Annotated in this window: 17 protein-coding genes and 3 tRNA genes; 9 read left to right on the top strand and 11 right to left on the bottom strand. The window is 69.0% G+C overall.

Annotated features, from left to right (window positions below; genetic code table 11):
- Window positions 1-4 precede the first annotated feature (4 nt).
- From J7E22_RS06480 to J7E22_RS06465, 4 genes are all read right to left on the bottom strand, one after another.
- The gene (locus J7E22_RS06480; protein ID WP_214979989.1) at window positions 5-1,093 is read right to left on the bottom strand and encodes a hypothetical protein; all 1,089 of its coding nucleotides are present in this window, start codon (window positions 1,091-1,093) and stop codon (window positions 5-7) included.
- The gene (locus tag J7E22_RS06475) at window positions 1,090-3,123 is read right to left on the bottom strand and encodes a phosphopantetheine-binding protein (RefSeq protein WP_214979987.1); all 2,034 of its coding nucleotides are present in this window, start codon (window positions 3,121-3,123) and stop codon (window positions 1,090-1,092) included. Before J7E22_RS06475 ends, J7E22_RS06480 begins: the two co-directional genes overlap by 4 nt.
- A 403-nt stretch (window positions 3,124-3,526) precedes the next feature.
- The gene (locus J7E22_RS06470) at window positions 3,527-3,733 is read right to left on the bottom strand and encodes a hypothetical protein (RefSeq protein WP_214979985.1); all 207 of its coding nucleotides are present in this window, start codon (window positions 3,731-3,733) and stop codon (window positions 3,527-3,529) included.
- A 183-nt stretch (window positions 3,734-3,916) separates the two neighbouring features.
- Window positions 3,917-4,003: transfer RNA gene (locus J7E22_RS06465), tRNA-Leu, on the bottom strand.
- An 86-nt stretch (window positions 4,004-4,089) separates the two neighbouring features.
- Here J7E22_RS06465 and J7E22_RS06460 point away from each other — a divergent pair.
- The 7 genes from J7E22_RS06460 to pknB all read left to right on the top strand — a co-directional run bounded on the left by J7E22_RS06460 (window position 4,090) and on the right by pknB (window position 13,251).
- Complete coding sequence (locus tag J7E22_RS06460) at window positions 4,090-4,770, top strand: DUF3662 and FHA domain-containing protein (protein ID WP_214979983.1); 681 nt, start codon at window positions 4,090-4,092, stop codon at window positions 4,768-4,770.
- A complete protein-coding gene (locus J7E22_RS06455; RefSeq protein WP_214979981.1) occupies window positions 4,767-5,318 on the top strand; it encodes an FHA domain-containing protein in 552 nt (183 codons plus the stop codon). Before J7E22_RS06460 ends, J7E22_RS06455 begins: the two co-directional genes overlap by 4 nt.
- 7 nt (window positions 5,319-5,325) lie before the next feature.
- Window positions 5,326-6,690 (top strand): Stp1/IreP family PP2C-type Ser/Thr phosphatase, encoded by a 1,365-nt coding sequence (locus tag J7E22_RS06450; RefSeq protein ID WP_214979979.1) that lies wholly within the window; start codon window positions 5,326-5,328, stop codon window positions 6,688-6,690.
- Window positions 6,687-8,117, top strand: coding sequence for an FtsW/RodA/SpoVE family cell cycle protein (locus J7E22_RS06445; protein ID WP_214979977.1), 1,431 nt, complete (start codon window positions 6,687-6,689; stop codon window positions 8,115-8,117). The genes J7E22_RS06450 and J7E22_RS06445 overlap by 4 nt, the downstream gene beginning before the upstream one ends.
- On the top strand, window positions 8,114-9,568 hold the full coding sequence (locus tag J7E22_RS06440; protein WP_214979975.1) for a penicillin-binding protein 2: 1,455 nt from the start codon (window positions 8,114-8,116) through the stop codon (window positions 9,566-9,568). Before J7E22_RS06445 ends, J7E22_RS06440 begins: the two co-directional genes overlap by 4 nt.
- Window positions 9,565-11,298, top strand: coding sequence for a serine/threonine-protein kinase (locus tag J7E22_RS06435; RefSeq protein WP_214979973.1), 1,734 nt, complete (start codon window positions 9,565-9,567; stop codon window positions 11,296-11,298). The genes J7E22_RS06440 and J7E22_RS06435 overlap by 4 nt, the downstream gene beginning before the upstream one ends.
- Window positions 11,299-11,430: 132 nt before the next feature.
- Complete coding sequence (gene pknB, locus J7E22_RS06430) at window positions 11,431-13,251, top strand: Stk1 family PASTA domain-containing Ser/Thr kinase (protein ID WP_214980669.1); 1,821 nt, start codon at window positions 11,431-11,433, stop codon at window positions 13,249-13,251.
- 239 nt (window positions 13,252-13,490) lie between these two features.
- On the opposite strand, the gene J7E22_RS06425 is transcribed toward pknB, so the two are convergent.
- Window positions 13,491-14,135 carry an aminodeoxychorismate/anthranilate synthase component II gene (locus J7E22_RS06425; RefSeq protein ID WP_214979971.1) on the bottom strand — a complete coding sequence of 215 codons (645 nt, stop codon included), beginning with the start codon at window positions 14,133-14,135 and terminating at the stop codon, window positions 13,491-13,493.
- An 81-nt stretch (window positions 14,136-14,216) separates the two neighbouring features.
- Here J7E22_RS06425 and J7E22_RS06420 point away from each other — a divergent pair, with 81 nt between their 5' ends.
- On the top strand, window positions 14,217-14,471 hold the full coding sequence (locus tag J7E22_RS06420) for a cell division protein CrgA (protein WP_214979969.1): 255 nt from the start codon (window positions 14,217-14,219) through the stop codon (window positions 14,469-14,471).
- Window positions 14,472-14,967: 496 nt separating this feature from the next.
- Here the strand turns inward: J7E22_RS06420 and J7E22_RS06415 are convergent, their stop codons facing one another.
- Window positions 14,968-15,822, bottom strand: a complete 855-nt coding sequence (locus J7E22_RS06415) for a rhomboid family intramembrane serine protease (RefSeq protein ID WP_214979966.1) — start codon at window positions 15,820-15,822, stop codon at window positions 14,968-14,970.
- Window positions 15,823-15,830: 8 nt separating this feature from the next.
- Window positions 15,831-16,370 (bottom strand): peptidylprolyl isomerase, encoded by a 540-nt coding sequence (locus tag J7E22_RS06410; RefSeq protein ID WP_214979964.1) that lies wholly within the window; start codon window positions 16,368-16,370, stop codon window positions 15,831-15,833.
- Between the two features lie 116 nt (window positions 16,371-16,486).
- On the opposite strand from J7E22_RS06410, the gene J7E22_RS06405 reads away from it, so the two are divergent.
- Window positions 16,487-17,059: a hypothetical protein gene (locus J7E22_RS06405; RefSeq protein ID WP_214979962.1), complete on the top strand. Its 573-nt coding sequence runs from the start codon at window positions 16,487-16,489 to the stop codon at window positions 17,057-17,059.
- Between the two features lie 387 nt (window positions 17,060-17,446).
- Here J7E22_RS06405 and J7E22_RS06400 read toward each other — a convergent pair.
- From J7E22_RS06400 to gyrA, 4 genes are all read right to left on the bottom strand, one after another.
- Window positions 17,447-17,519, bottom strand: a tRNA-Ala gene (locus J7E22_RS06400).
- Window positions 17,520-17,567: 48 nt separating this feature from the next.
- Window positions 17,568-17,644 (bottom strand) — tRNA-Ile (locus J7E22_RS06395).
- Window positions 17,645-17,719: 75 nt separating this feature from the next.
- The gene (locus J7E22_RS06390; RefSeq protein ID WP_214979960.1) at window positions 17,720-18,127 is read right to left on the bottom strand and encodes a DUF3566 domain-containing protein; all 408 of its coding nucleotides are present in this window, start codon (window positions 18,125-18,127) and stop codon (window positions 17,720-17,722) included.
- The gene (gyrA, locus tag J7E22_RS06385; RefSeq protein WP_214979957.1) at window positions 18,120-20,795 is read right to left on the bottom strand and encodes a DNA gyrase subunit A; all 2,676 of its coding nucleotides are present in this window, start codon (window positions 20,793-20,795) and stop codon (window positions 18,120-18,122) included. The genes J7E22_RS06390 and gyrA overlap by 8 nt, the downstream gene beginning before the upstream one ends.
- Window positions 20,796-20,890 lie beyond the last annotated feature (95 nt).

Here is a 20,890-nt window from a genome sequence, read left to right as displayed (position 1 = left end):
GCCGTCAGCGTTGGCCGACGACGATCCTGTCCCCGGCGTCGAGCGCCGACACGAGTTCGGACACGAGCGCCTCCGCGGTGCGGGCGCCCATCCGTCGGTCGTCGTACTCGCAGACGACCCGACTGCTCCGGCCGAGGTCCACGTAGCGCACGTGCACGACCGACTTGGGCACACGGTCGACCTCGACGTACCTGGTCGAACCGAAGCTCTCGTACGAGAACACCGTGGTCGGGGCCTCCACGACGCGGTCCTGCGTGCGGATCCGCGGATCCGCTGTCGCGGTGGAGACGGCATGAGCGCGCTCGGCGACCGTCCCGACCCCGATCCGTCGTTCGACGATGACGGGTGTGCAGCCGACGTACCGGTCCAGGTCGAGTCCCCACCGCCATGACTGCGTCACGCCGTACGCGGAACCGGAGAGGACCCGCTCCGCGGCGACCTCGAACGCGGCTTGGACGTGGGCCCGGGTGCTGACACGCGCTGCCCGTGCACCGATGACCACGACGTCGCCGTCGAGGTTGACGGACAGCCGCTCGGTCGAACCCATACGCACGTCATCGACGACGGGGTCGTGGAGGGGGTCCTCGGAGGCCCGGACGGTGTCCTGTTCCCGTTCCCACGCGCAGACCTGCTCCTGCACGCGCCGGACGTCCTCCGGGGTCGTCGGCGGTGTGTCCGTCCCGGCGAGGAACGCGGCCAACACCGGCAGGCTGGGGCCGTCGATGGCGATGTGGTGCATCTCCGCCGCGACGCTGACCTCGCCGGACCCGGCGCGGACCACAGCAGCACGGAACGGCATGTCCGGAGTCGCCCGGAGCGCACCGGACCGGAGCAGGGCGTCGGGGTCGCCGACCTCGACGCCGACGTCCGGCGTCGGGACCACACCGATCTCGAGCGTGAACGCGCCGCGGTCGTGGCGCGGACGGCTGCGGAGCGTGGTGAAGCGCTCGACGGCCTCGGTCACCCGGAGGGCCGCGTGGCGGGCCCCGGTCCCGTCGGCCATCGGGAAGACCACCGGGACCCGGTAGGAGTCCCCGACGGACATCACGAGCATCTTGGTCTGCATCCCGGTCAGCGGGGCGGTCGCCGTCATGCGAGCTCCTCGGCGACCTGGGTCGCGACGGCCTCGATCTCGGCGAGGGTGTAGAGGTCCCGCAACCCGTAGGCGAGGATCTCCCGCACCGCTGACTCGACCACGTCGACTCCGAGCTCGAACTTCGCGCCACCACCGGTGAACACGACGTCCGAAGCGAAGGACGACGGGGTGGCACCCGAGCGGACGAACTGCACGAGCGTGCGTGGGAAGGCCGCCCCCATCGAGCCGAGCTCCGTAGCGGACAGGTGCTGCGCGGAGCGGGCGAACTCGAGGTCGTCACTCGTCGTCCCGGGCAGTTCTCGGTCGTACCGGACCGGGAGTACCCGGGCGGTCGAGGCGACAGCTCGGGAACCACCGACGTCTCCGCGACCGGAGAAGCCGACGCCGACGGTCCCCGCCACCGCACCCGTCGCGAGTCCGACGACGCGCGCCGCGCGAGCCACGACCTCGGTGGCGCCCGGCTGCTCGTGACGCAGCGGCACCCGGACCCGGACCTCGTGGTGGTCGCCGCGGGCGGGACCCGCTCCGCGCCCGGCCGGACTGGGGTAGGGCTGCGCCGCCAGTCGGTCGCGCCACCGATCGACGGCGACCGATCGAGCCGCAGCGAACTGCTCGGCGAGGTGTGTCAGCGACGGCTGCGTCGGGAGCGGTCGTCCGCTGAGCTCGGCGTCGATCAGACCGAGGAGTGCCCAGACGCCGGCGGCGTCCGCGATCACGTGATGCAGGCGCAGCTGCAAGGTGCGCTGTCCGCGGTGGACACCGGACCAGGCGAGGCGTTGCGGGGCACGCAGGGCGAGCCGAGGCGCTTCCTCGTCGACCGCACACCGGACGGCCTCCGACCGCCGCGCCACGACGGTGCCGTCCGTGAAGTCGAGGGACCGCCCGAGCAACGGCACGGTGGCGAACACCCGGTCGACCGCGGCGACGAGCTCATCGAGGACCACGCCGTCCCGCAGCGTGCAGAGCACGTCGATCTCGTACGTCCCCGGTGCTTCCGCCCGGAGCGCGTCGATGAACACGTCGAGCGCGTAGGGCAGCTCGACGAGCTCGGGGTCGTCGCCCCTCGACGCAACGGGGAGCGCGCGTCGGATCGCTCCCTGCGCGTCGCCGACGGTCTCCCACGAGTAGTACGCAACGAGCGGCATCTCGACCCCGAGACGGTTCGTCACCTCATCACGGAGGGTGACGAGGTCGAGTGAGTCGAGGCCGAGTTCCCAGAGCGGCTGATCCGCTTCTGCAGCGAGTAGGGCGGTCAGTGGCGAACGTATCGCCTGCGGGGTCTTCACGGATACCGACCGGGTGAGCTCGTCGACCCCCCGGTCGAGGCCGAGTCCGAGTCCGGTGAGGATCGACGCGAGTCTGTCCTGCGCGTCCGTCTGGGCACGGACGCTCACGACCACCCCGTCGGAGGCGGCGACGACCTGGACGTGCGAGCGGTACTTCTGCGTGTAGTCACCCAACCGCACTGTGACGATGTCCTCGTGGTCGAGTTCGGGCGCGGCGGCGAGTGACACCACCACGCCGTCCTGCACGTGCTCAGCCGGTGCAGCGCCACCGCGCAGGATCGCCGTCGGCACGGCCTCGGCGGCCAGGTGCCGTCCGTCGGAGAGCGTGACCAGCACGGTCTGGTCGCCACCGCGAGGGGGACGCACGGCCAGGAGGCGCTGGTCGAGTCCGGCGCGCACCGGTAGGCCCGGGAACGCGGAGGCGACCGCGGCCGCGAGCCGAGCGAACGGGGTCACGGAGGGACTCGATGCGGAGATCGACGACCATGCAGCCGCGGTGAGGCGTTGTTCAGCGAGAAGGCTCGGATCGGGCCGGGCGGCCGGTGCGACGGGACCGAACGCGACCTGATCGTCGATGGTCCCGAGCGGGGGTTCGACGACCCCGTCGCCGTCCGGCCGCCCGCCGGACAGGACGGCAGCGAAGTCCTCGAGGAACGCCTGCACGGCGGAACCGTCAGCGACGGCGTGGTGGAAGAGGAGATCGACGGTGCTCCCGTCTTCCGCGACGGCGTAGCGGAACAACGCCTGACCGGACGTTGCCCGCGACGTCCTGTCGAGCAGCCCGTGATCCACGTGGTGACGCCGCACATCGCCATCGATGCGGACGAGTCGACCGTCCTGGACCACAGATCGGAGCGACGGCCAGCTCGTGAGCACGACACTGATCGCATCGTGCAGCGTCGCTGCCGAACGGTGACGGGTCTCCACCCGCACCGGTATGCCGTAGTCGGCCCCGTGCTGCTCAGCGCGCAGCACAGCCCCCATTTCACAGTCCACTTCGTGGCCCCCCCGCAGCGAACATAGCGGCCGTTGTGGATTGCTCACAAGTCACCAGACGTGCCCTCAATGCGGGTAGACCGATCAGTTCCAGGCCGGGCATGGTCCAGAGGAGGCCGGCGCGGACCGCTCGTCACCAGGATCGACGTCACCGCAGGAGCAGCTCCGTCCGTGCGTCGCTCGCCAGGGGGAGCCCGACCACGGCCAGGACCAGGCCGAGCAGTGCCTCGGTCGCGTTCCACACGGCGTGCACGCCGATGGTGAGCCACAGGTCGCGTCTCCAGAGGGGGTTGCCCGGGTGCGCCAGACGAAGAGCAGCGATGTCACGAGGAGCGCCGGCAACCGGACGAGGCAAAGCACGCAACGGGTTCTTCGACGGCTCCCAGCCCGCCGAAGCCTTCGACGGCGGCCTCGGCGAACTCGAGACCCACTCCGAAGACTGACCCACAACAAGCAAGAAGGCCGGCCCCCGAGGGGACCGGCCTTTTGTTGCTGCTGGATCCTTCTGCATTCCACTCGGAACACCTCGAAGAACCCCTGGTGCGCGAGGGGGGACTTGAACCCCCACGCCGTTTCCAGCACACGGACCTGAACCGTGCGCGTCTACCAATTCCGCCACTCGCGCCAGCCCCGAAACAATAGCACGCACAGACGGCCTCAGGTGCCACCCACTACCATGCAGGGGTCCCCGACCGACGACACTGGAGACCCATGGGCCTGTTGGACAACTTCGAGCGAGGGCTGGAGCGCGCCGTCAACGGCGCGTTCGCCAAGACCTTCCGCTCCGGTGTGCAGCCCGTGGAGATCTCGAGCGCGCTCCGTCGCGAGCTCGACACGAAGGCCGCCGTGGTGTCCCGCGAGCGCATCCTGGTGCCGAACGAGTTCACGGTGCGCCTGTCGCCGCCGGACTTCTCCCGCATGAACGACGTGGGCCGTCCCCTGGTCGACGAACTGACGCAGATGGTGCAGCAGCACGCCGTCGCGCAGAACTACTCGTTCTCCGGACCGGTCTCGATCCGCCTGCAGCAGGACGGCACGCTCTCCACCGGGCTCCTGCAGATCGACTCCACGACCGTGCAGCGCGACGTCGCCTGGGTCGCGGTCCTCGACATCGGCTCGCAGCGGCACCGGCTGCACCGCGGACGCACCGTCATCGGGCGTGGCACGGACGCCGACATCACCGTCGCCGACACCGGCACGAGCCGCAAGCACGTCGAGGTGATCTGGGACGGCAAGCACGCCCAGGCCAACGACCTCGGGTCCACGAACGGGTCGAAACTGAACGGTGAGCGCTTCCAACAGGCCATCGTCGAGCCGGATTCGACGATCGAGATCGGTCGTACCCGTATGGTGTTCCGGGTGATCCCCGAGAGCGACGGAGGTGCTCGATGACCACAGGGCTGACCCTGCTCGTCCTGCGCTTCGCGTTCCTCGCGGTGCTGTGGCTGTTCGTGTTCGTGATCGTCTTCGCGCTGCGGAGCGACCTGTTCGGCCAACGCCTGCGCACCATCCCCACCGACCCGAAGGCCGGACCCTCCGGTCCGACGACCCCGACGGCTCCGGCTGCCGCGGCCCCTGCTGCCGCCTCCGGCGGCGCCTTCACCGAGCTCATCGACCAGTCGGGAGGCGCGCAGCAGCCCGCCTCGCAGCTCGCCACCCGTCTCGTCATCACCGAGGGATCGCGCGAGGGCATGGAGATGCCCCTCGGCGGCGGCCCGATCACGATCGGCCGCTCGAGCGAGTCGAACGTCGTCATCCGCGACGACTACACGTCGACGAACCACGCGCGCCTCGACCTCCGCCCCGAGGGCTGGGTCATCACGGACCTCGAGTCCACGAACGGCACGTTCGTCAACGGTCAGAAGGTGACCGCCCCCGTGCTCATCGGTGAGCACACGCCGATCACGATCGGGACGACGACGTTCGAGCTGCGGCGGTAGCCCCCGGATGCCAGCTCGCACGCTGAGCGCCGCTGTGTCCCACGTGGGACGCATCCGCGCCAACAACCAGGACTCCGGGTACGCCGGCCAGCACCTGTTCGCCGTCGCGGACGGCATGGGCGGGCACGCCGGCGGCGACGTGGCCTCGGCGATCGCGATCCGGCGCATCCGTGAGGTCGATCGCGAGTTCCCCTCGGCGCACGACGCCGAGTTCGCCCTGCAGTCGGCGCTCATCGCGGCGAACCAGCTCATCACCGAGACGGTCTTCGAGCACCAGGAACTCACCGGCATGGGCACCACGGTGTCCGCGATGATCCGGGTCGGCGACCAGATCGCCATCGCCCACATCGGGGACTCCCGGATCTACCGGTTGCGCGACGGGGAACTGCAGCAGATCACCTCGGACCACACCTTCGTCCAGCGCCTGGTGGACAGCGGGCGGATCACGCCGGAGGAAGCCGCGGTGCACCCCCGTCGCTCGGTGCTCATGCGCGTGCTCGGCGACGTCGACGCCGCACCGGAGGTCGACACCGCGGTGATGGACATCCAGCCGGGTGACCGCTGGCTGCTCTGCTCCGACGGCCTGTCGTCCTACCTGGCCGAGGAACGCATCCGGCATGCCCTCGCGTCGACCATGGACGCCAACCAGGTCACGCAGCGGTTGGTCAAGGAGACCCTCGACCACGGCGCACCGGACAACGTGACGGTCGTGGTGATGGACGTCACCGACACCGAGCCAGAGGACGACGACGACGCCGCGACCACCGTCGGGTCCGCCGCGGCTCCCCTGACCTTCGAGGCGTCGACCGGGCGCAAGCCGATCCGCCTCCCGACGATCCTGCTCCACCCGCTCAAGGTGACCACCGCCCCCGAGGACTCGCACTTCGAGCCCGAGTCGGACCAGTTCTTCGCCGAGCTCATCGCCGAGGACCGCCGCCGCGGCATCCGCCGACGCATCTCGTGGACGATCGCGCTCGTCCTCGCCGTCGCCGCCCTCGTGGGCGCGGTGTTCCTGGGCTGGCGGATCATCCAGGACCACTACTACGTCGGCACCGACAAGGGCCAGGTCGCGATCTTCAAGGGCGTGCAGCAGTCGATCGGGCCGATCGCGCTCTCGGACGTCTACGAGGACACCGACGTCTCCGTGTCGACGCTGCCGGACTACACCCGCGAGAACGTCCGCTCCACGATCAACGCCCAGTCCCTGTCCGACGCCCGGGACATCGTCGACCGTCTGCGCAAGGCCGCGGCGACCGGGCAGGACCAGGCCGGCACGGGTGGTGACGGCGGATCGTCGTCGCCGAGCCCCACGCCGTCGACCACCGGGACGCCGTCACGGGCCCCGACGCCGTCGTCAGGAGCGGGCAAGTGAGCGCCACGACGTCCCAGTCCCTCACCCAGGCGATCACCATCAAGCTGCGCGAGCCGGCACGCGCCCGGAACCTCGAACTCGTCCTGCTCGTCATCGCCTGCGGCATCTGTGCCGGCGCGATGATCCTCGTGCAGCTCGGCACCAAGGGTCGGATCTTCGACACCTCCGTGCTGTGGACGGGCGCGACCATCCTCGGTCTCGCCCTCGTGATGCACGTCGTGCTGCGGGTCGTCGCGAAGAACGCAGACCCGTTCGTCCTGCCGATCGCCCTCGTCCTGAACGGCATCGGCATCGCGGAGATCTACCGGATCGACGTGCACAACGGGCTGACCGGGTGGTCCGCGATCGGCGTGAAGCAGATCGTGTGGACCCTGCTCGCGATGGTGCTCGCGATCGCCACGCTGGTGCTCGTGCGCAACCACCGGTTCCTGCAGCGCTACCGGTACATCTTCATGTTCCTGACCATCGCGCTGCTGCTCCTCCCGATGCTGCCGGGCATCGGCGAGAACGTCGGCGGCGCACGCGTCTGGATCAAGCTCGGTCCGTTCTCGTTCCAGCCCGGCGAGCTCGCGAAGATCACGATGGCGCTGTTCTTCGCCGGGTACCTCGTCACCGCCCGGGACTCGCTGTCGATCGTCGGGCGCAAGGTCCTCGGGATGACGTTCCCCCGTGCCCGCGACCTCGGCCCCATCCTGGTGATGTGGGGCGCCGCGATGGCGGTCCTCGTGTTCCAGCGTGACCTCGGCACGGCGCTGCTGTACTTCGGCCTGTTCCTCGTGATGATCTACGTCGCGACCGCACGGCTCAGCTGGGTGGTCATCGGCCTCGTGCTGTTCGTCGGTGGCGCGCTCGTCGCCCAGAGCGCCCTCGTCTACGTGCACGGCCGGTTCGAGCAGTGGCTCAACCCGTTCGACCAGCAGATCTTCGCGCGGCAGACCCAGGGCAGCTACCAGCTCGTGCAGGGCCTGTTCGGGTTCGCGAACGGCGGGATCACCGGCACGGGGCTCGGTCAGGGTCGCCCGTACATCACGCCGGTCGCCAACGCGGACTACATCATCGCCTCGCTCGGCGAGGAGCTCGGCCTGATCGGGATCTTCGCCATCCTGGCGCTCTTCATCGTGCTGGCGTCACGCGGGATCCGCGTCGGCTTCATGGCGCAGGACGACTTCGGCAAGCTCCTCGGAGTGGGCTTCGGCTTCATCCTCGCCCTCCAGGTCTTCGTCGTCGTCGGCGGCATCACCCGGATCATCCCCGTGACGGGTCTGACGACACCGTTCATGGCCGCGGGCGGGTCGTCCCTCGTCGCGAACTGGATCATCGCGGCCATGCTGCTGCGCCTGACCGACGCGATCCCCGCCGAGCAACGCGTCCAGCAGGGCGCCATCCCCGCCGCGCGCGGGCGGACCAGGAAGGAGCGCAGCCGGTGAACCGACAGCTCCGCGGTGTCTCGACCGTCATCGTGCTCATGTTCGTCGCGCTCTTCGTGTCGACGACGTCCATCCAGTTCTTCGCAGCCGACTCCCTCCGCGCCGACTCCCGCAACTCCCGCACCATCCTCGACAGCTACTCGACCAAGCGCGGCGCGATCCTCGTGAACGGCAGCCCGATCGCCGAGTCGACCCCGGTGGACGACCAGTACCAGTACCAGCGGAAGTACACGAACGGCGCGCTCTACTCGGCCGTCACCGGTTACTTCACGATCGGACAGGGCAACACCGGCATCGAGGGATCGGAGAACACCGTGCTCTCCGGCAACTCCGACGACTCGTTCTTCCAGAACCTCAACGCGATCCTCACCGGACAGGACATCCAGGGCGACAACGTCAACCTGACGATCGACCCCAAGGTGCAGCAGGCCGCCTACGACGCACTCGGGTCGAACTCCGGCGCGGTGGTGGCGATCCAGCCCAAGACGGGCAAGATCCTCGCGATGGTGTCCAAGCCGTCGTACGACCCCAACACGCTCACCTCGCACGACACCGCCAAGGTGAAGGCGCAGTACGACGCCCTGCTCGGGCAGTCCCCGACGCCGCTGCAGAACCGCGCCATCGGCGGTGACCTCTACACGCCGGGATCCGTGTTCAAGCTCGTCGTCGCCTCGGCCGCGCTCGAGGGCGGCAAGTACAACCTGGACTCCGAGTTCGACAACCCCTCCCGACTGCAGCTCCCGGGCACGAGCTCGTTCATCAACAACGCCGAGGGCGGCAGCTGCGGTGGCGGCGCCAAGGTCAAGCTCCGCACGGCGATCCAGCACTCGTGCAACATCCCGTTCGCGGAACTCGGGCAGAAGCTCGGGTACGACGCGATCAAGCGGATGGCCGACAAGTACGGCTTCGGCGACGCGATCGAGGTGCCGATGAAGGCGACCGCGAGCCAGTACCCCGACGTCGACTCGACGGCCCAGCTCATGCTGAGCTCCTTCGGCCAGGCGAGCGTCCGCGTGTCCCCGCTGCAGATCGCGATGGTCTCGGCCGGGATCGCGAACGGCGGGACCGTGATGCAGCCGTCGCTCGTCGACTCGATCACCACGAGCGACCTGAAGACCGTGCAGTCCTTCTCGCCGAAGCAGTACAGCGACCCGCTGTCCTCCTCCGAAGCGAGCGACCTGACCGAGGCGATGCAGAGCGTCGTCAACGCCGGCACCGGGACCAATGCGAAGATCGACGGTGTCGACGTCGCCGGGAAGACGGGCACGGCCGAGAACGGCACGGGCGACCCCTACACGCTGTGGTTCACCGGGTTCGCGCCCGCGAAGAACCCGGAGGTCGCCGTGGCGGTCGTCGTCGGCAACGGCGGCGGTCTCGGCCAGTCCGGAGTCGGCAACACGGTCGCGGCTCCGGTTGCGAAGAAAGTCATGGAGGCGGTGCTGAACAAATGAGACCCACCAGCGGACTCACCTTCGGTGGGCGGTACCAGCTCTCCTCCCGGGTCGCGATCGGCGGCATGGGCGAGGTGTGGCAGGCGACCGACCTCGTCATCGGCCGTACCGTCGCGCTCAAGATCCTCAAGGACGAGTACCTCGGTGACCCGGGCTTCCTCGAGCGCTTCCGCGCGGAGGCCCGGCACGCGGCACTCGTGAACCACGAGGGCATCGCGAACGTGTTCGACTACGGCGAGGAAGACGGCAGCGCCTACCTCGTCATGGAACTCGTCCCCGGCGAAGCCCTGTCGACGATGATCGAGCGGGAGCACACGCTGCCGGTCGACAAGGTCCTGGACATCGTGGCGCAGACCGCGAACGCCCTGCAGGCCGCGCACGCCGTCGGCCTCGTCCACCGCGACATCAAGCCCGGCAACCTGCTCATCACACCCGACGGCCGCGTGAAGATCACCGACTTCGGGATCGCCCGCATCGCCGACCAGGTCCCGCTCACCGCGACCGGCCAGGTCATGGGCACGGTGCAGTACCTGTCGCCGGAGCAGGCGAGCGGACACCCCGCATCGCCGTCGACCGACATCTACTCGCTCGGCATCGTGGCGTACGAGGCCCTCGCCGGCCGTCGTCCGTTCACGGGCGAGTCGCAGGTCGCGATCGCGATGGCGCACATCAACGAGCAGCCGCCCGCGCTGCCGGGCGACGTCCCGGAGCCGGTGGCGGCCCTCGTGATGTCGTGCATCGCGAAGAAGCCCGCCGACCGTCCGGCGACGGCCGCGAACCTGGCTCGTGCAGCCCAGGCGCTCCGCCGCGGGGACGTCGCCGCGGCCACCGTCGCGGTTCCGTCCATCGCCCAGGCGGGCACGGTCGCGTTCAACCCCCCGCACGCGCAGGGGAACGACGCTGCGACCGCGCTCATCGGCACACAGGCCGGCGCTCTGACGGGTCGTCCCACCACGCCGGCGTCACCCCTCACGGACGACGAGCCGAAGAAGCGACGTGCCTGGATCTGGTGGCTCGTCGCCGCGGTCGTGGTGCTCGCGATCGCGGGGGTCATCGCCGCCCTCGCCCTGAACGGCAACGACCCGAAGGCCGGCGGGACTCCCCCGACCAGTTCGACACCCGAGCCCCCGCGGTCGACGCCCTCGTCGACCCCGGCCCCGGTGCGGGTCATCGTGAACGCGGCCGACTTCCAGGGGCTCTCCGTCGCGGACGCCCAGGCGAAGCTCGCGGACATGCAGCTGACGTCCCGCGTGGAGGACGGCGACACCGCCGACAGCCCCGCGAAGGCGAACACGGTCGAGTCGATCAGTCCGACGGGCAGCCTGGCTCCCGGGTCGCTCGTCGTGATCCAGCAGTACACGGCGCCCCCGACGGTCAACAAGCCGAACACCCCGACCGCGGGCACGGTGTCCTCGACGGGCTCGGTGACCTTCAGTTGGTCCGCGGCCACGTGCCCCACCGGGTACACGGTGTCGAAGTACTCGTGGTCGGTCGCCGGCGCGAAGGACGCATCGGGCGCGTTCCAGGGCGACACGAGCTCGCCGGCCGTCACCGTCCAGGCGAACGCCGTCGGCAAGCCGGTGACGTTCACGTACAACGTGACCTGCGGCAACCTCACCGCCTCGGAGAACTCCGACCCGGCGACAGCGACGTGGGAGTCCACGGGCACCCCGACGACCGATCCGACGGACGGGACGAACCCGAGTTCAGGTCCGCAGGACAACAACTGACACGTCCCCCACACGGGGGCTCGACACCGTTCGGTAACGGTTCGGTCGACGCCCCCGTGACCAGGGTGTCGGTCAGAAGTGCTGCCGTACACTGGCCCGGACGAACAGACGGAGGAGTACGTGCCAGAAGGTGTGACCGCGGGGATCACGCTCCTCGCCAACCGGTACGAGATCGGTGACGTCATCGGTCGCGGCGGCATGGCAACGGTGCACCTGGGGAACGACACCCGTCTCGGCCGCAAGGTCGCGGTGAAGCTGCTCAAGCCCAGCCTCGCCAACGACCCAGCGTTCCGCACCCGCTTCCGTCAGGAAGCGCAGGCGGCGGCACGCATGGCGCACCCGACCATCGTCCGCGTGTACGACGCCGGCGAAGAGACCGTCACCGAGCCCTCCGGTGCAGAGGTCCAGGTCCCCTTCATCGTCATGGAGCACGTCGAGGGCCGACCGCTCTCCGACATCATCAGCGACGGCCCCGTCGCCCCGGACGAAGCCGTGCGCATCACCGAGGGCATCCTGACCGCGCTCGAGTACTCGCACCGCGCCGGTGTGGTCCACCGCGACATCAAGCCGGCGAACGTCATGGTCACCCCCACGGGGCAGGTCAAGGTGATGGACTTCGGGATCGCCCGCGCCATCACCGACACCTCGGCCACGGTGGCGCAGACCACCTCGATCCTGGGCACCGCGTCGTACTTCTCCCCGGAGCAGGCGCGCGGCGAGACGGTCGACGCCCGCACGGACATCTACTCGACCGGCGTGGTGCTGTTCGAGCTCTTGACCGGCCGCCCCCCGTTCCTCGGGGACACCCCGGTCGCCGTCGCGTACCAGCACGTCAGCGAGCAGCCCGTCGCACCCTCGTCGATCGCGCCCGCGGTCTCGCCGGCACTCGACGCCGTGACCCTGCACGCCCTGGTGAAGGACCGCACGCGTCGGTTCCAGAACGCCGCGGAGTTCCGCACGGACCTGCAGCAGGCCGCCGCCGGCCACGTGCCCGCGTCCTCCCGCAAGGTGCCGCAGAGCGCTCGTGACGCGTCGACGATGCTGTTCGGCGTCAACCCGCGCACGACGTCGAACCCGACCGTGGCCTTCCGCGAGCTCGAGGACACCGCGGAGCACCGACCGCAGCGCACGCAGAACCGACCGCCCGTCGCCTGGATCTGGGTCGGCATCATCCTGGTCATCGGGGTGATCGCCGGCGCGATCTGGTTCGTGGCGAACCTGCAGCCCGGCAAGCCGCCCGTGTCGTCGTCGGTCATCGTGCCGAACCTGTCGGGTGCCACCTACGACTCCGCGGCGAAGGCGTTGCAGAAGGCGGAGCTCACGCCGGTCCGCGTCGACCAGAACTCCGACAAGGTCGCGAAGGGCTCCGTGATCGGCACCGACCCCGGGTCGGGCGAGCAGGTCGGTCGCCACCAGAACGTCCGCGTCCTCGTCTCCTCCGGCCCGCAACAGATCCCCGTCCCGACCGTCGCGAACCAGACGCAGGACGCCTCGCAGCAGGCCCTCGTGGCCGCGGGCTTCACCGTGGGTGCCGTCAGCACCGACTACTCCACCGACGTCCCGGCCGGCACCGTGCTCAGCTCCGATCCCGCAGCGGGGTCGGCGCACACGAAGGGCACCGTGGTGAACCTGACCGTCTCGAACGGGAAGGTGCAGCTGCCGGACGTGACGCAGCAGCCCTTCACGACGGCCAACAGCACCCTCGCTGACCTCGGGCTCAAGGTGACCGCCAACCCGTCCTACGCCTGCACTGGCGGCATGGTGACCCAACAGGACCAGCCCGCCGGCGACATCGCACAGGGCAGCACCGTCGTCCTCACCTACTGCGCGGCCTCGTTCCAGCCCTCCGCCCCGGCGACCCCGGGCAACGGGGCCGGTGGCACGGGCAGCGGTGGCGGTGGCACCGCCGGTATCGGTGGCAATGCCGGCAACGGCGGCACCGGCGGGAAGTGATCGCGACCCCGCTCGTCTGACCCGGCGCCGATGGGTCGGCGTCGAGTCCGCATCAGGCAGGACGGTCAGTGGCGGTGATCCGTGCCTCCCGGCCTGGAGGCGCGGCGCCAGCCCGTCTCGAGACCCGGCACCGCAGGCGGCTGGGTCATGACCTCAGCGGAACGGGCCCGGTGGACGGGCCCCGGATGTTGCGACGGCCCGGTGGTTGCGACGGCCCCCGTCCCCGGAGGACCGGCCGCTCAGGAGCGGTGCGCCGCGATCAACGGGTTGAGTCCGGCGGCGCGCTCCGCGGCGCCCTGGAGGCCCGTCGCCTCGAGCCAGTTCCCGACCATGCGGTACCCGCCCTCGGTCAGCACGGACTCGGGGTGGAACTGCACGCCGTACACCGGGTGCTCGCGGTGTTCGACGCCCATGATGACGCCGCCCCCGGTCCGGGCGGTGACGGTGAGTTCGTCCGGCACCGTCCCGTCGACGATCGCCAGCGAGTGGTAGCGCGTCGCGGTGAACGGATGCGGCACCCCGACGAAGAGCGCGCTGTCGTCGTGGTCCACCTGCGAGGTCTTGCCGTGCATGAGTTCGTCGGCGTGCGTCACGGTCGCTCCGAGTGCCTCGGCGATCGCCTGGTGGCCAAGGCACACACCCAGGAGCGGCTTGTCAGCCGCGATGGCGGCGTGCACCGCCGCGATCGAGACGCCAGCGTCGGCCGGCGTGCCCGGGCCGGGAGACAGCAGCACACCGTCGTAGTCGGCGATGCGGTCCGCGATCTCGGATTCCGGGAACGCGTCGTTGCGGACGACGTCCGTGTCGGCGCCCAGCTGCTGGACGTAGCCGTTCAGCGTGTACACGAAGCTGTCGTAGTTGTCGACGACGAGGATCCTGGTCATGGTCGGTTCACCGTACTCGTGGGGGATGTGCGCAGCGGGGCCGGGCCCTGGGACACACGTGTTGACGGTAGGATACCGGCCATGGCCAAGGACAAGGACCGCACCAAGCCCGCCCGGCAGACCCGAGCCGACTCGGTCGACACCACCGGGGACGCACCGAACCCCGTGTGGTTCAAGCCGGTCATGTTCGGCTTCATGCTCGTCGGACTCGCGTGGGTGATCGTCTTCTACATCTCGCAGGGCGTCCTGCCGGTTCCGTCCCTGCACTCCTGGAACATCCTGATCGGGTTCGGGATCATGTTCGTCGGCTTCCTCATGACCACTCGCTGGCGCTGACCCCGTCCGCTCCCTGACGCCCGTCGCACTCCGGTGCGGCGGGCGTCGTCGTTCACCCTGCGATCCCTGCCGTGGCCTCGGGCGGCAGCAACCACGCTGGCCGGTCACCATCCGTGCACGCTCGCGCGTCGGTGATCCTCACGAGGGCGAGGTTCTCCACAGCGCACGCGCTCGACCAGGCCGCTCTCCGCACTGCCGCTCGTCGTTCTCCACACCTTTTCGGGTTCTCCACACGACCATCCACACCCGGACCACGAAGTTATCCACAGGTGAATCCACAGTGGGGATAATCACACGCGTGTAACTCACCGAGTTGTCCCCAGTTGTGGAGAACCCGGTCGATGCCTGTGGAAACCACGAACGCCCCGGCACCGGAGGTGTCGAGGCGTTCGTGTTGAGGCGTTCGTGTCGAACGTGGAGTGCAGGCCGTTCCAGCCGGTGCTGTCCGGGCCCCTGCCGTTCGGACTCGGGCCCAGGCAGAGGCTCGGGCTCGGGCTCAGCCGAAGGTGACCGCGTACCCGACGTACGTCAGGACGATCGAGGCGACGGCCTCGGCCACGAGCAACGCGATCTGCAGCGGGCGCTGCCGGATGTTCCGGGTCTTCGCGAACACGTAGCCGGTCACGAAGCCGGCGACGATGCCACCGAGGTGCGCCTGCCACGCGATGTTCGTGCCGGGCAGGAACCCGATCGCCAGGTTCAGGCCGATGATCACCAGCAGCTGCACCGCGTTGTTCCCCAGGCTGCGCTGCAGCACGAAGAACGCGGCGAACAGGCCGAAGATCGCACCGGAGGCACCGACGACCCACGTGCCCGGAGCGAGGAACGTCACGGCCATCGAGCCCACGAGCCCGGCGATGAAGTACAGCGCCAGGAACCGCCAGGCGCCGAGCATGTTCTCGAGCATCCGCCCGAAGATCCACAGCGCCCACATGTTGAATCCAACGTGGAAGATCCCGGAGTGGACGAACAGTGCCGTCACCATCCGCCACGGTTGCGTGGGCAGCAGGGCGGAGTTGTACGCGAGCAGCCCCGAGAGGAACCCGCCCGTCACCTGGTCGAGCAACCAGATCGCCACCGAGACGACGACGAGCACCACAGTCGCCTTCTGGTCGAGCATCGCGAACCGGCGTCGGGCGACCGTGAGGCCACTCGGCGCCCCGGAGGCACGACGGTTCGCGGAGAACTGCGCACGCTGCTCACGGACGCACTCCGGGCAGTGCACGCCGACCGCGGCCGGTGTCTGGCACTCCGGGCAGATCGTCCGGCCGCACCGCTGGCAGAGCACGAAGCTCGGCCGGTCCGGATGGCGGTAGCAGGTGTTGCCCGAGGTGTACCCCTGGTCGGTCACGTGGTGGCTCAGACCTCTTCGATGTCGATGCTCTGGATGAAGACGTCCTCGAGCGGCTTGTCGCGGCCGTCGGTGGCGACGCCCTCGATCGAGTCGACGACGGCACGGGACTCGTCGTCCGCGACCTCACCGAAGATGGTGTGCTTGCCCTGGAGCCACGGGGTGGCCACGGTGGTGATGAAGAACTGCGAGCCGTTGGTGCCGCGTCCGCCCTGGATGCCGGCGTTGGCCATCGCGAAGATGTACGGCTTCTGGAAGGTGAGCTCCGGGTGGATCTCGTCGTCGAAGCGGTAGCCAGGACCGCCGACGCCCTGACCGAGCGGGTCCCCGCCCTGGATCATGAAGTCCTTGATGATGCGGTGGAAGACGACCCCGTCGTAGAGCTTGTCGGTCGAGACCTTGCCCGTACCGGGGTGCGTCCACTCCTGCGTGCCGGTCGCCAGCCCGACGAAGTTCTGGACGGTCTTGGGAGCGTGGTTGCCGAACAGGTTGACGCGGATGTCGCCCTTGTTCGTGTGGATCGTTGCGACAGCGGTGTGCAGAGACATGTTCCGATTCTCGCATGTACTGCTGACGGTCGGATGGTACGCACAGGAGAGCCTCCGTGACCTGTCAGGCGTTGCGGTGGCAGGATGGGGTCACGCCGTTCCGATGGAGGTACCAGATGACGACGATCGAGATCCCGCGCAAGCGTCGGAAGCAGATCAAGAAGCTCAAGGGCAAGACCGCCGCGCTCCTGGGCGAGCAGCGCAAGGTCCTCGAGCACGCGAACGCGATCCTCGCCGAGGCCCGTTCGCACGCTGCCGATGCAGCGCGCAAGGACATCGCTCCCCGAGTGCAGAACGCGATCGACAACGGCATCCGCCCGGCGGTCGCCACAGGTGTGCACGCCGCGACGTCCGCAGCGCAGACCGCGTCGCACCGCTTCCAGACCGAGGTGGTTCCGGGCCTCGTGTCCACCGCCGGCTCGGTGCTGAGCGTGCGCGACCTCGTGCAGGACCCGCGCGTGCAGAAGATCGTCAAGGATGCCCAGAAGAAGGGCAAGAACGCGAAGAAGGCCGCCGCGAAGGTCAGCGTGAACGACAAGAAGGGCATCGGCTTCGGCGGAGTCGCCCTGATCATCGTCGGGATCGTCGCCGTCGCCGGTGCTGCCTACGCCGCGTACCAGACGCTCCGCGCTGACGACGACCTCTGGGTCGCCGATGACGCGGACACGGCGGAGAAGCCCGCCGCCTGACCTCCACGGTTCGACCGAAGGGCCCCGGCACCAGCCGGGGCCCTTCGTCGTCCCGGCGCCTGCAGCACTCCGAGCCGCCGAGCGGCCATGTGTACCGCGGCGACCGGAGCGCAACTCGTCCCTCGACGTCGCACCGCACCCCGTCCCCCGCCACCCGGGTCGCACAACAGACCACGCCCGCGATCCCCCGCGGCACTTCCCCCGACCTCGCTGCACCCGTAGCCGCAGCGTCGGCACCAACGGACCCTCAACGAGGGCCGGAGGACGGCACGGGACTCGCGACCGCCACCACGCACGACGCCCGCGCCGCAGGGGCGGCGGCGCGAATGGGCACTGAACGAGTCACCGGGAAAGACAACGAAGTTGTCGAACAGCCGGAACTACGAGTGGAGCCTAGGGGAATCGAACCCCTAACCCCCGCCTTGCAAAGGCGGTGCTCTGCCAATTGAGCTAAGGCCCCGGAACACCGTTCATGCTACCGCGGTGTCAGTCGGTTCTGGGGAGTGGATGGTGGGGCTACAAGGACTTGAACCTTGGACCTCTTCGTTATCAGCGAAGCGCTCTAACCGCCTGAGCTATAGCCCCTCAGACCGGATGAAAGCCTACCCCACCGATCTCGCAGAACGAAATCGAGCGGCTGGCCCACCCGGCCCGGGTGTGTCAGTTGTTCGTGAAGCCCACGAGCAGGCCGCCCGTGATCCGCACACTGAGGTTGTAGAGGACGCTCACGATCGCGCCGAGGACGGTGCCCACGACCACGTTCAAGATCCCCACCACGATGGAGAACCCGAGGACCTGGCCCAGCGAGAACTGGTCCATGATCGAGTAGGTGTTTTGACCGGTGACGTCCTTGAGCAGCGAGTCCACCTGGGTGAACACGCCCGTCTGGTTCAGGATGACCCACACCAGCCCGGTCGCCACGACGATCACGATCGACCCGGCGAACGAGATGAGGAAGCTCAGCTTCACCATGGACCAGAAGTCGAGGTAGACCAGTCGGAGTCGCACCTGGCGGGTGCCGACGGGTCGCTTCGCCTTCTTCTGGAGCTTCTCGGCGACACTACTCATTGGTTGGCTGGTCCTCTCCGGCCTCGTCTTCGACGGGCTCGGTGTCGTTGGGCACGCTCTCGTCGGTCACGGCCTCGATGGGGTCAGCAGCCGCTTCGTCCGGGCTGACCGCTTCCACCGGGCCCGCGGGCTCGATCTCGGCGTCGTCGTCCTGGTCTTCCAGGTTCCGCTCGCTGTTCCGGGCCACCGCGATGATCCGGTCGTTCTCCGCGAACCTCGCGAAGACGACGCCCATCGTGTCACGGCCCTTGGCGGGGACCTCGGCCACGGCAGACCTTACCACCTTGCCCGATTGGAGCACGACGAGCACTTCGTCGTCCTCGCCCACGATGAGAGCACCCACAAGGTCCCCTCGGTCCGTCGCCAGCTTCGCCACCTTGATGCCGAGGCCGCCACGGCCCTGGACCCGGTACTGGGTGACGGAGGTGCGCTTCGCGTAGCCGCCCTCGGTCATCACCCACACGAAGCCGTCGTCCGAGACGACCCGCGCAGCCAGGAGCGAGTCGCCGTCGCGGAAGGACATGCCCTTCACACCGGAGGTCGAACGCCCCATCGGCCGGAGCGTGTCGTTCGTCGCCGTGAACCGCAGGGACATGCCCTGCTTCGAGACGAGGAGCAGGTCGTCGTGCTCGTCGACGAGGAGCGCCTGCCGCAGCTTGTCGCCGTCCCGCAGGTTGATCGCGATGATGCCACCGGTACGGTTGGTGTCGTACTCGGTGAGCGCGGTCTTCTTCACGAGCCCGTGTTCGGTCGCGAGCACCAGGTACTGCGCGACCTCGTAGTCGCGGATGTCGAGGACCTGCTGGATCTGCTCGTCCGGCTGCAGGGCGAGCAGGTTGGCGACGTGCTGCCCCTTGGCGTCACGACCGGCTTCCTGCAGTTCGTACGCCTTCGCCCGGTAGACCCGACCCTGGTCCGTCAGGAACAGCAGCCAGTGGTGCGTTGTGGTGACGAAGAAGTGCTCGACGATGTCGTCGGCACGGAGCTGGGCGCCACGCACACCACGACCGCCGCGGTGCTGGGAGCGGTACTGGTCGCTCCGGGTGCGCTTGACGTACCCGCCGCGGGTGATGGTGACGACCATCTCCTCTTCGGGGATCAGGTCCTCCATGGACATGTCGCCGTCGTACCCGAACATGATCTCGGTCCGGCGGTCGTCACCGAAGCGCTCGACGATCTCACCGAGCTCGTCGATGATGATGCTGCGCTGGCGCTCCGGTCGGGCCAGGATGTCCTCGAAGTCCGCGATCTTGAGCTCGAGGGCCTCGGCCTCTTCGTGGATCTTCTGCCGCTCGAGCGCTGCGAGACGACGGAGCTGGAGTTCCAGGATCGCGCGCGCCTGGATCTCGTCGACGGACAGCAGCTCCATCAGGCCGTTCCGGGCGTCCTCGACGTCGGGCGAACGACGGATGAGGGCGATGACCTCGTCGAGGGCGTCGAGCGCTGCCAGGTAGCCGCGCAGGATGTGCGCGCGCTTCTCGGCTTCGCGCAGCCGGTACTGGGTGCGCCGGACGATGACCTCGACCTGGTGGTCGACCCATGCGGAGATGAACCCGTCGAGCGCCAGGGTGCGGGGCACGCCGTCGACGATCGCGAGCATGTTCGCGCCGAAGTTCTCCTGCAGCTGCGTGTGCTTGTACAGGTTGTTCAGCACGACCTTCGCGACCGCATCGCGCTTCAGCACGATGACCAGGCGCTGCCCGGTACGGCCCGACGTCTCGTCACGGATGTCGGCGACGCCCGCGAGGCGGCCGTCCTTGACGAGCTCGGCGATCTTGATCGCCAGGTTGTCCGGGTTCACCTGGTACGGCAGCTCGGTGACGACCAGGCACGTGCGGCCCTGGATCTCCTCGACGCTGACGACCGCGCGCATCGTGATCGACCCACGGCCGGTGCGGTAGGCGTCCTGGATGCCCTTCGTGCCGAGGATCTGGGCACCCGTCGGGAAGTCCGGGCCCTTGATGTGCTGCATGAGCGCCGCGAGGAGTTCCTCACGGGTGGCGTCGGGGTGCTCCAGCGCCCACTTCGCGCCGGCGGCGACCTCGCGCAGGTTGTGGGGCGGGATGTTCGTCGCCATGCCGACCGCGATGCCGACGGAACCGTTGACGAGCAGGTTCGGGAAGCGCGCCGGCAGGATCGCCGGCTCCTGCGTCCGACCGTCGTAGTTGTCCTGGAAGTCGACGGTCTCTTCCTCGATGTCCCGCACCATCTCGAGGGCGAGCGGGGCCATCTTCGTCTCGGTGTACCGCGGGGCCGCGGCACCGTCGTTGCCCGGGGAGCCGAAGTTGCCCTGCCCGAGGGCGAGCGGGTACCGGAGCGACCACGGCTGCACCAAGCGGACCAGTGCGTCGTAGATCGCCGAGTCACCGTGCGGGTGGAACTGCCCCATGACGTCGCCGACGACACGGGAGCACTTCGAGAACGCCCGGTCGGGACGGTAGCCACCGTCGTACATGGCGTAGATCACGCGACGGTGCACGGGCTTCAGTCCGTCACGGACCTCCGGCAGCGCACGGCCGACGATGACGCTCATCGCGTAGTCGAGGTACGACCGCTGCATCTCGAGCTGCAGGTCGACCTGCGAGATGCGGTCGCCGGAGACGACGATGTCCCCGCTGTCCCCGTGCACGATCTCGGGCTCGTCGTGGTTCTCGTTCTCGTCAGCCATGTGGCCTTCTTGCCTTTCTGCACCGCCTGGAGGCAGTGGTCCGGTCGTCGCGCCGGGCGCGACCACAGGTGGTCAGGACTGGTCGACGCGGCTCA

Origin of the sequence: Curtobacterium sp. ISL-83, assembly GCF_018613895.1 — a bacterium.
GTDB lineage: Bacteria > Actinomycetota > Actinomycetes > Actinomycetales > Microbacteriaceae > Curtobacterium.
This window is presented reverse-complemented; position numbering and strand designations above follow the sequence as displayed.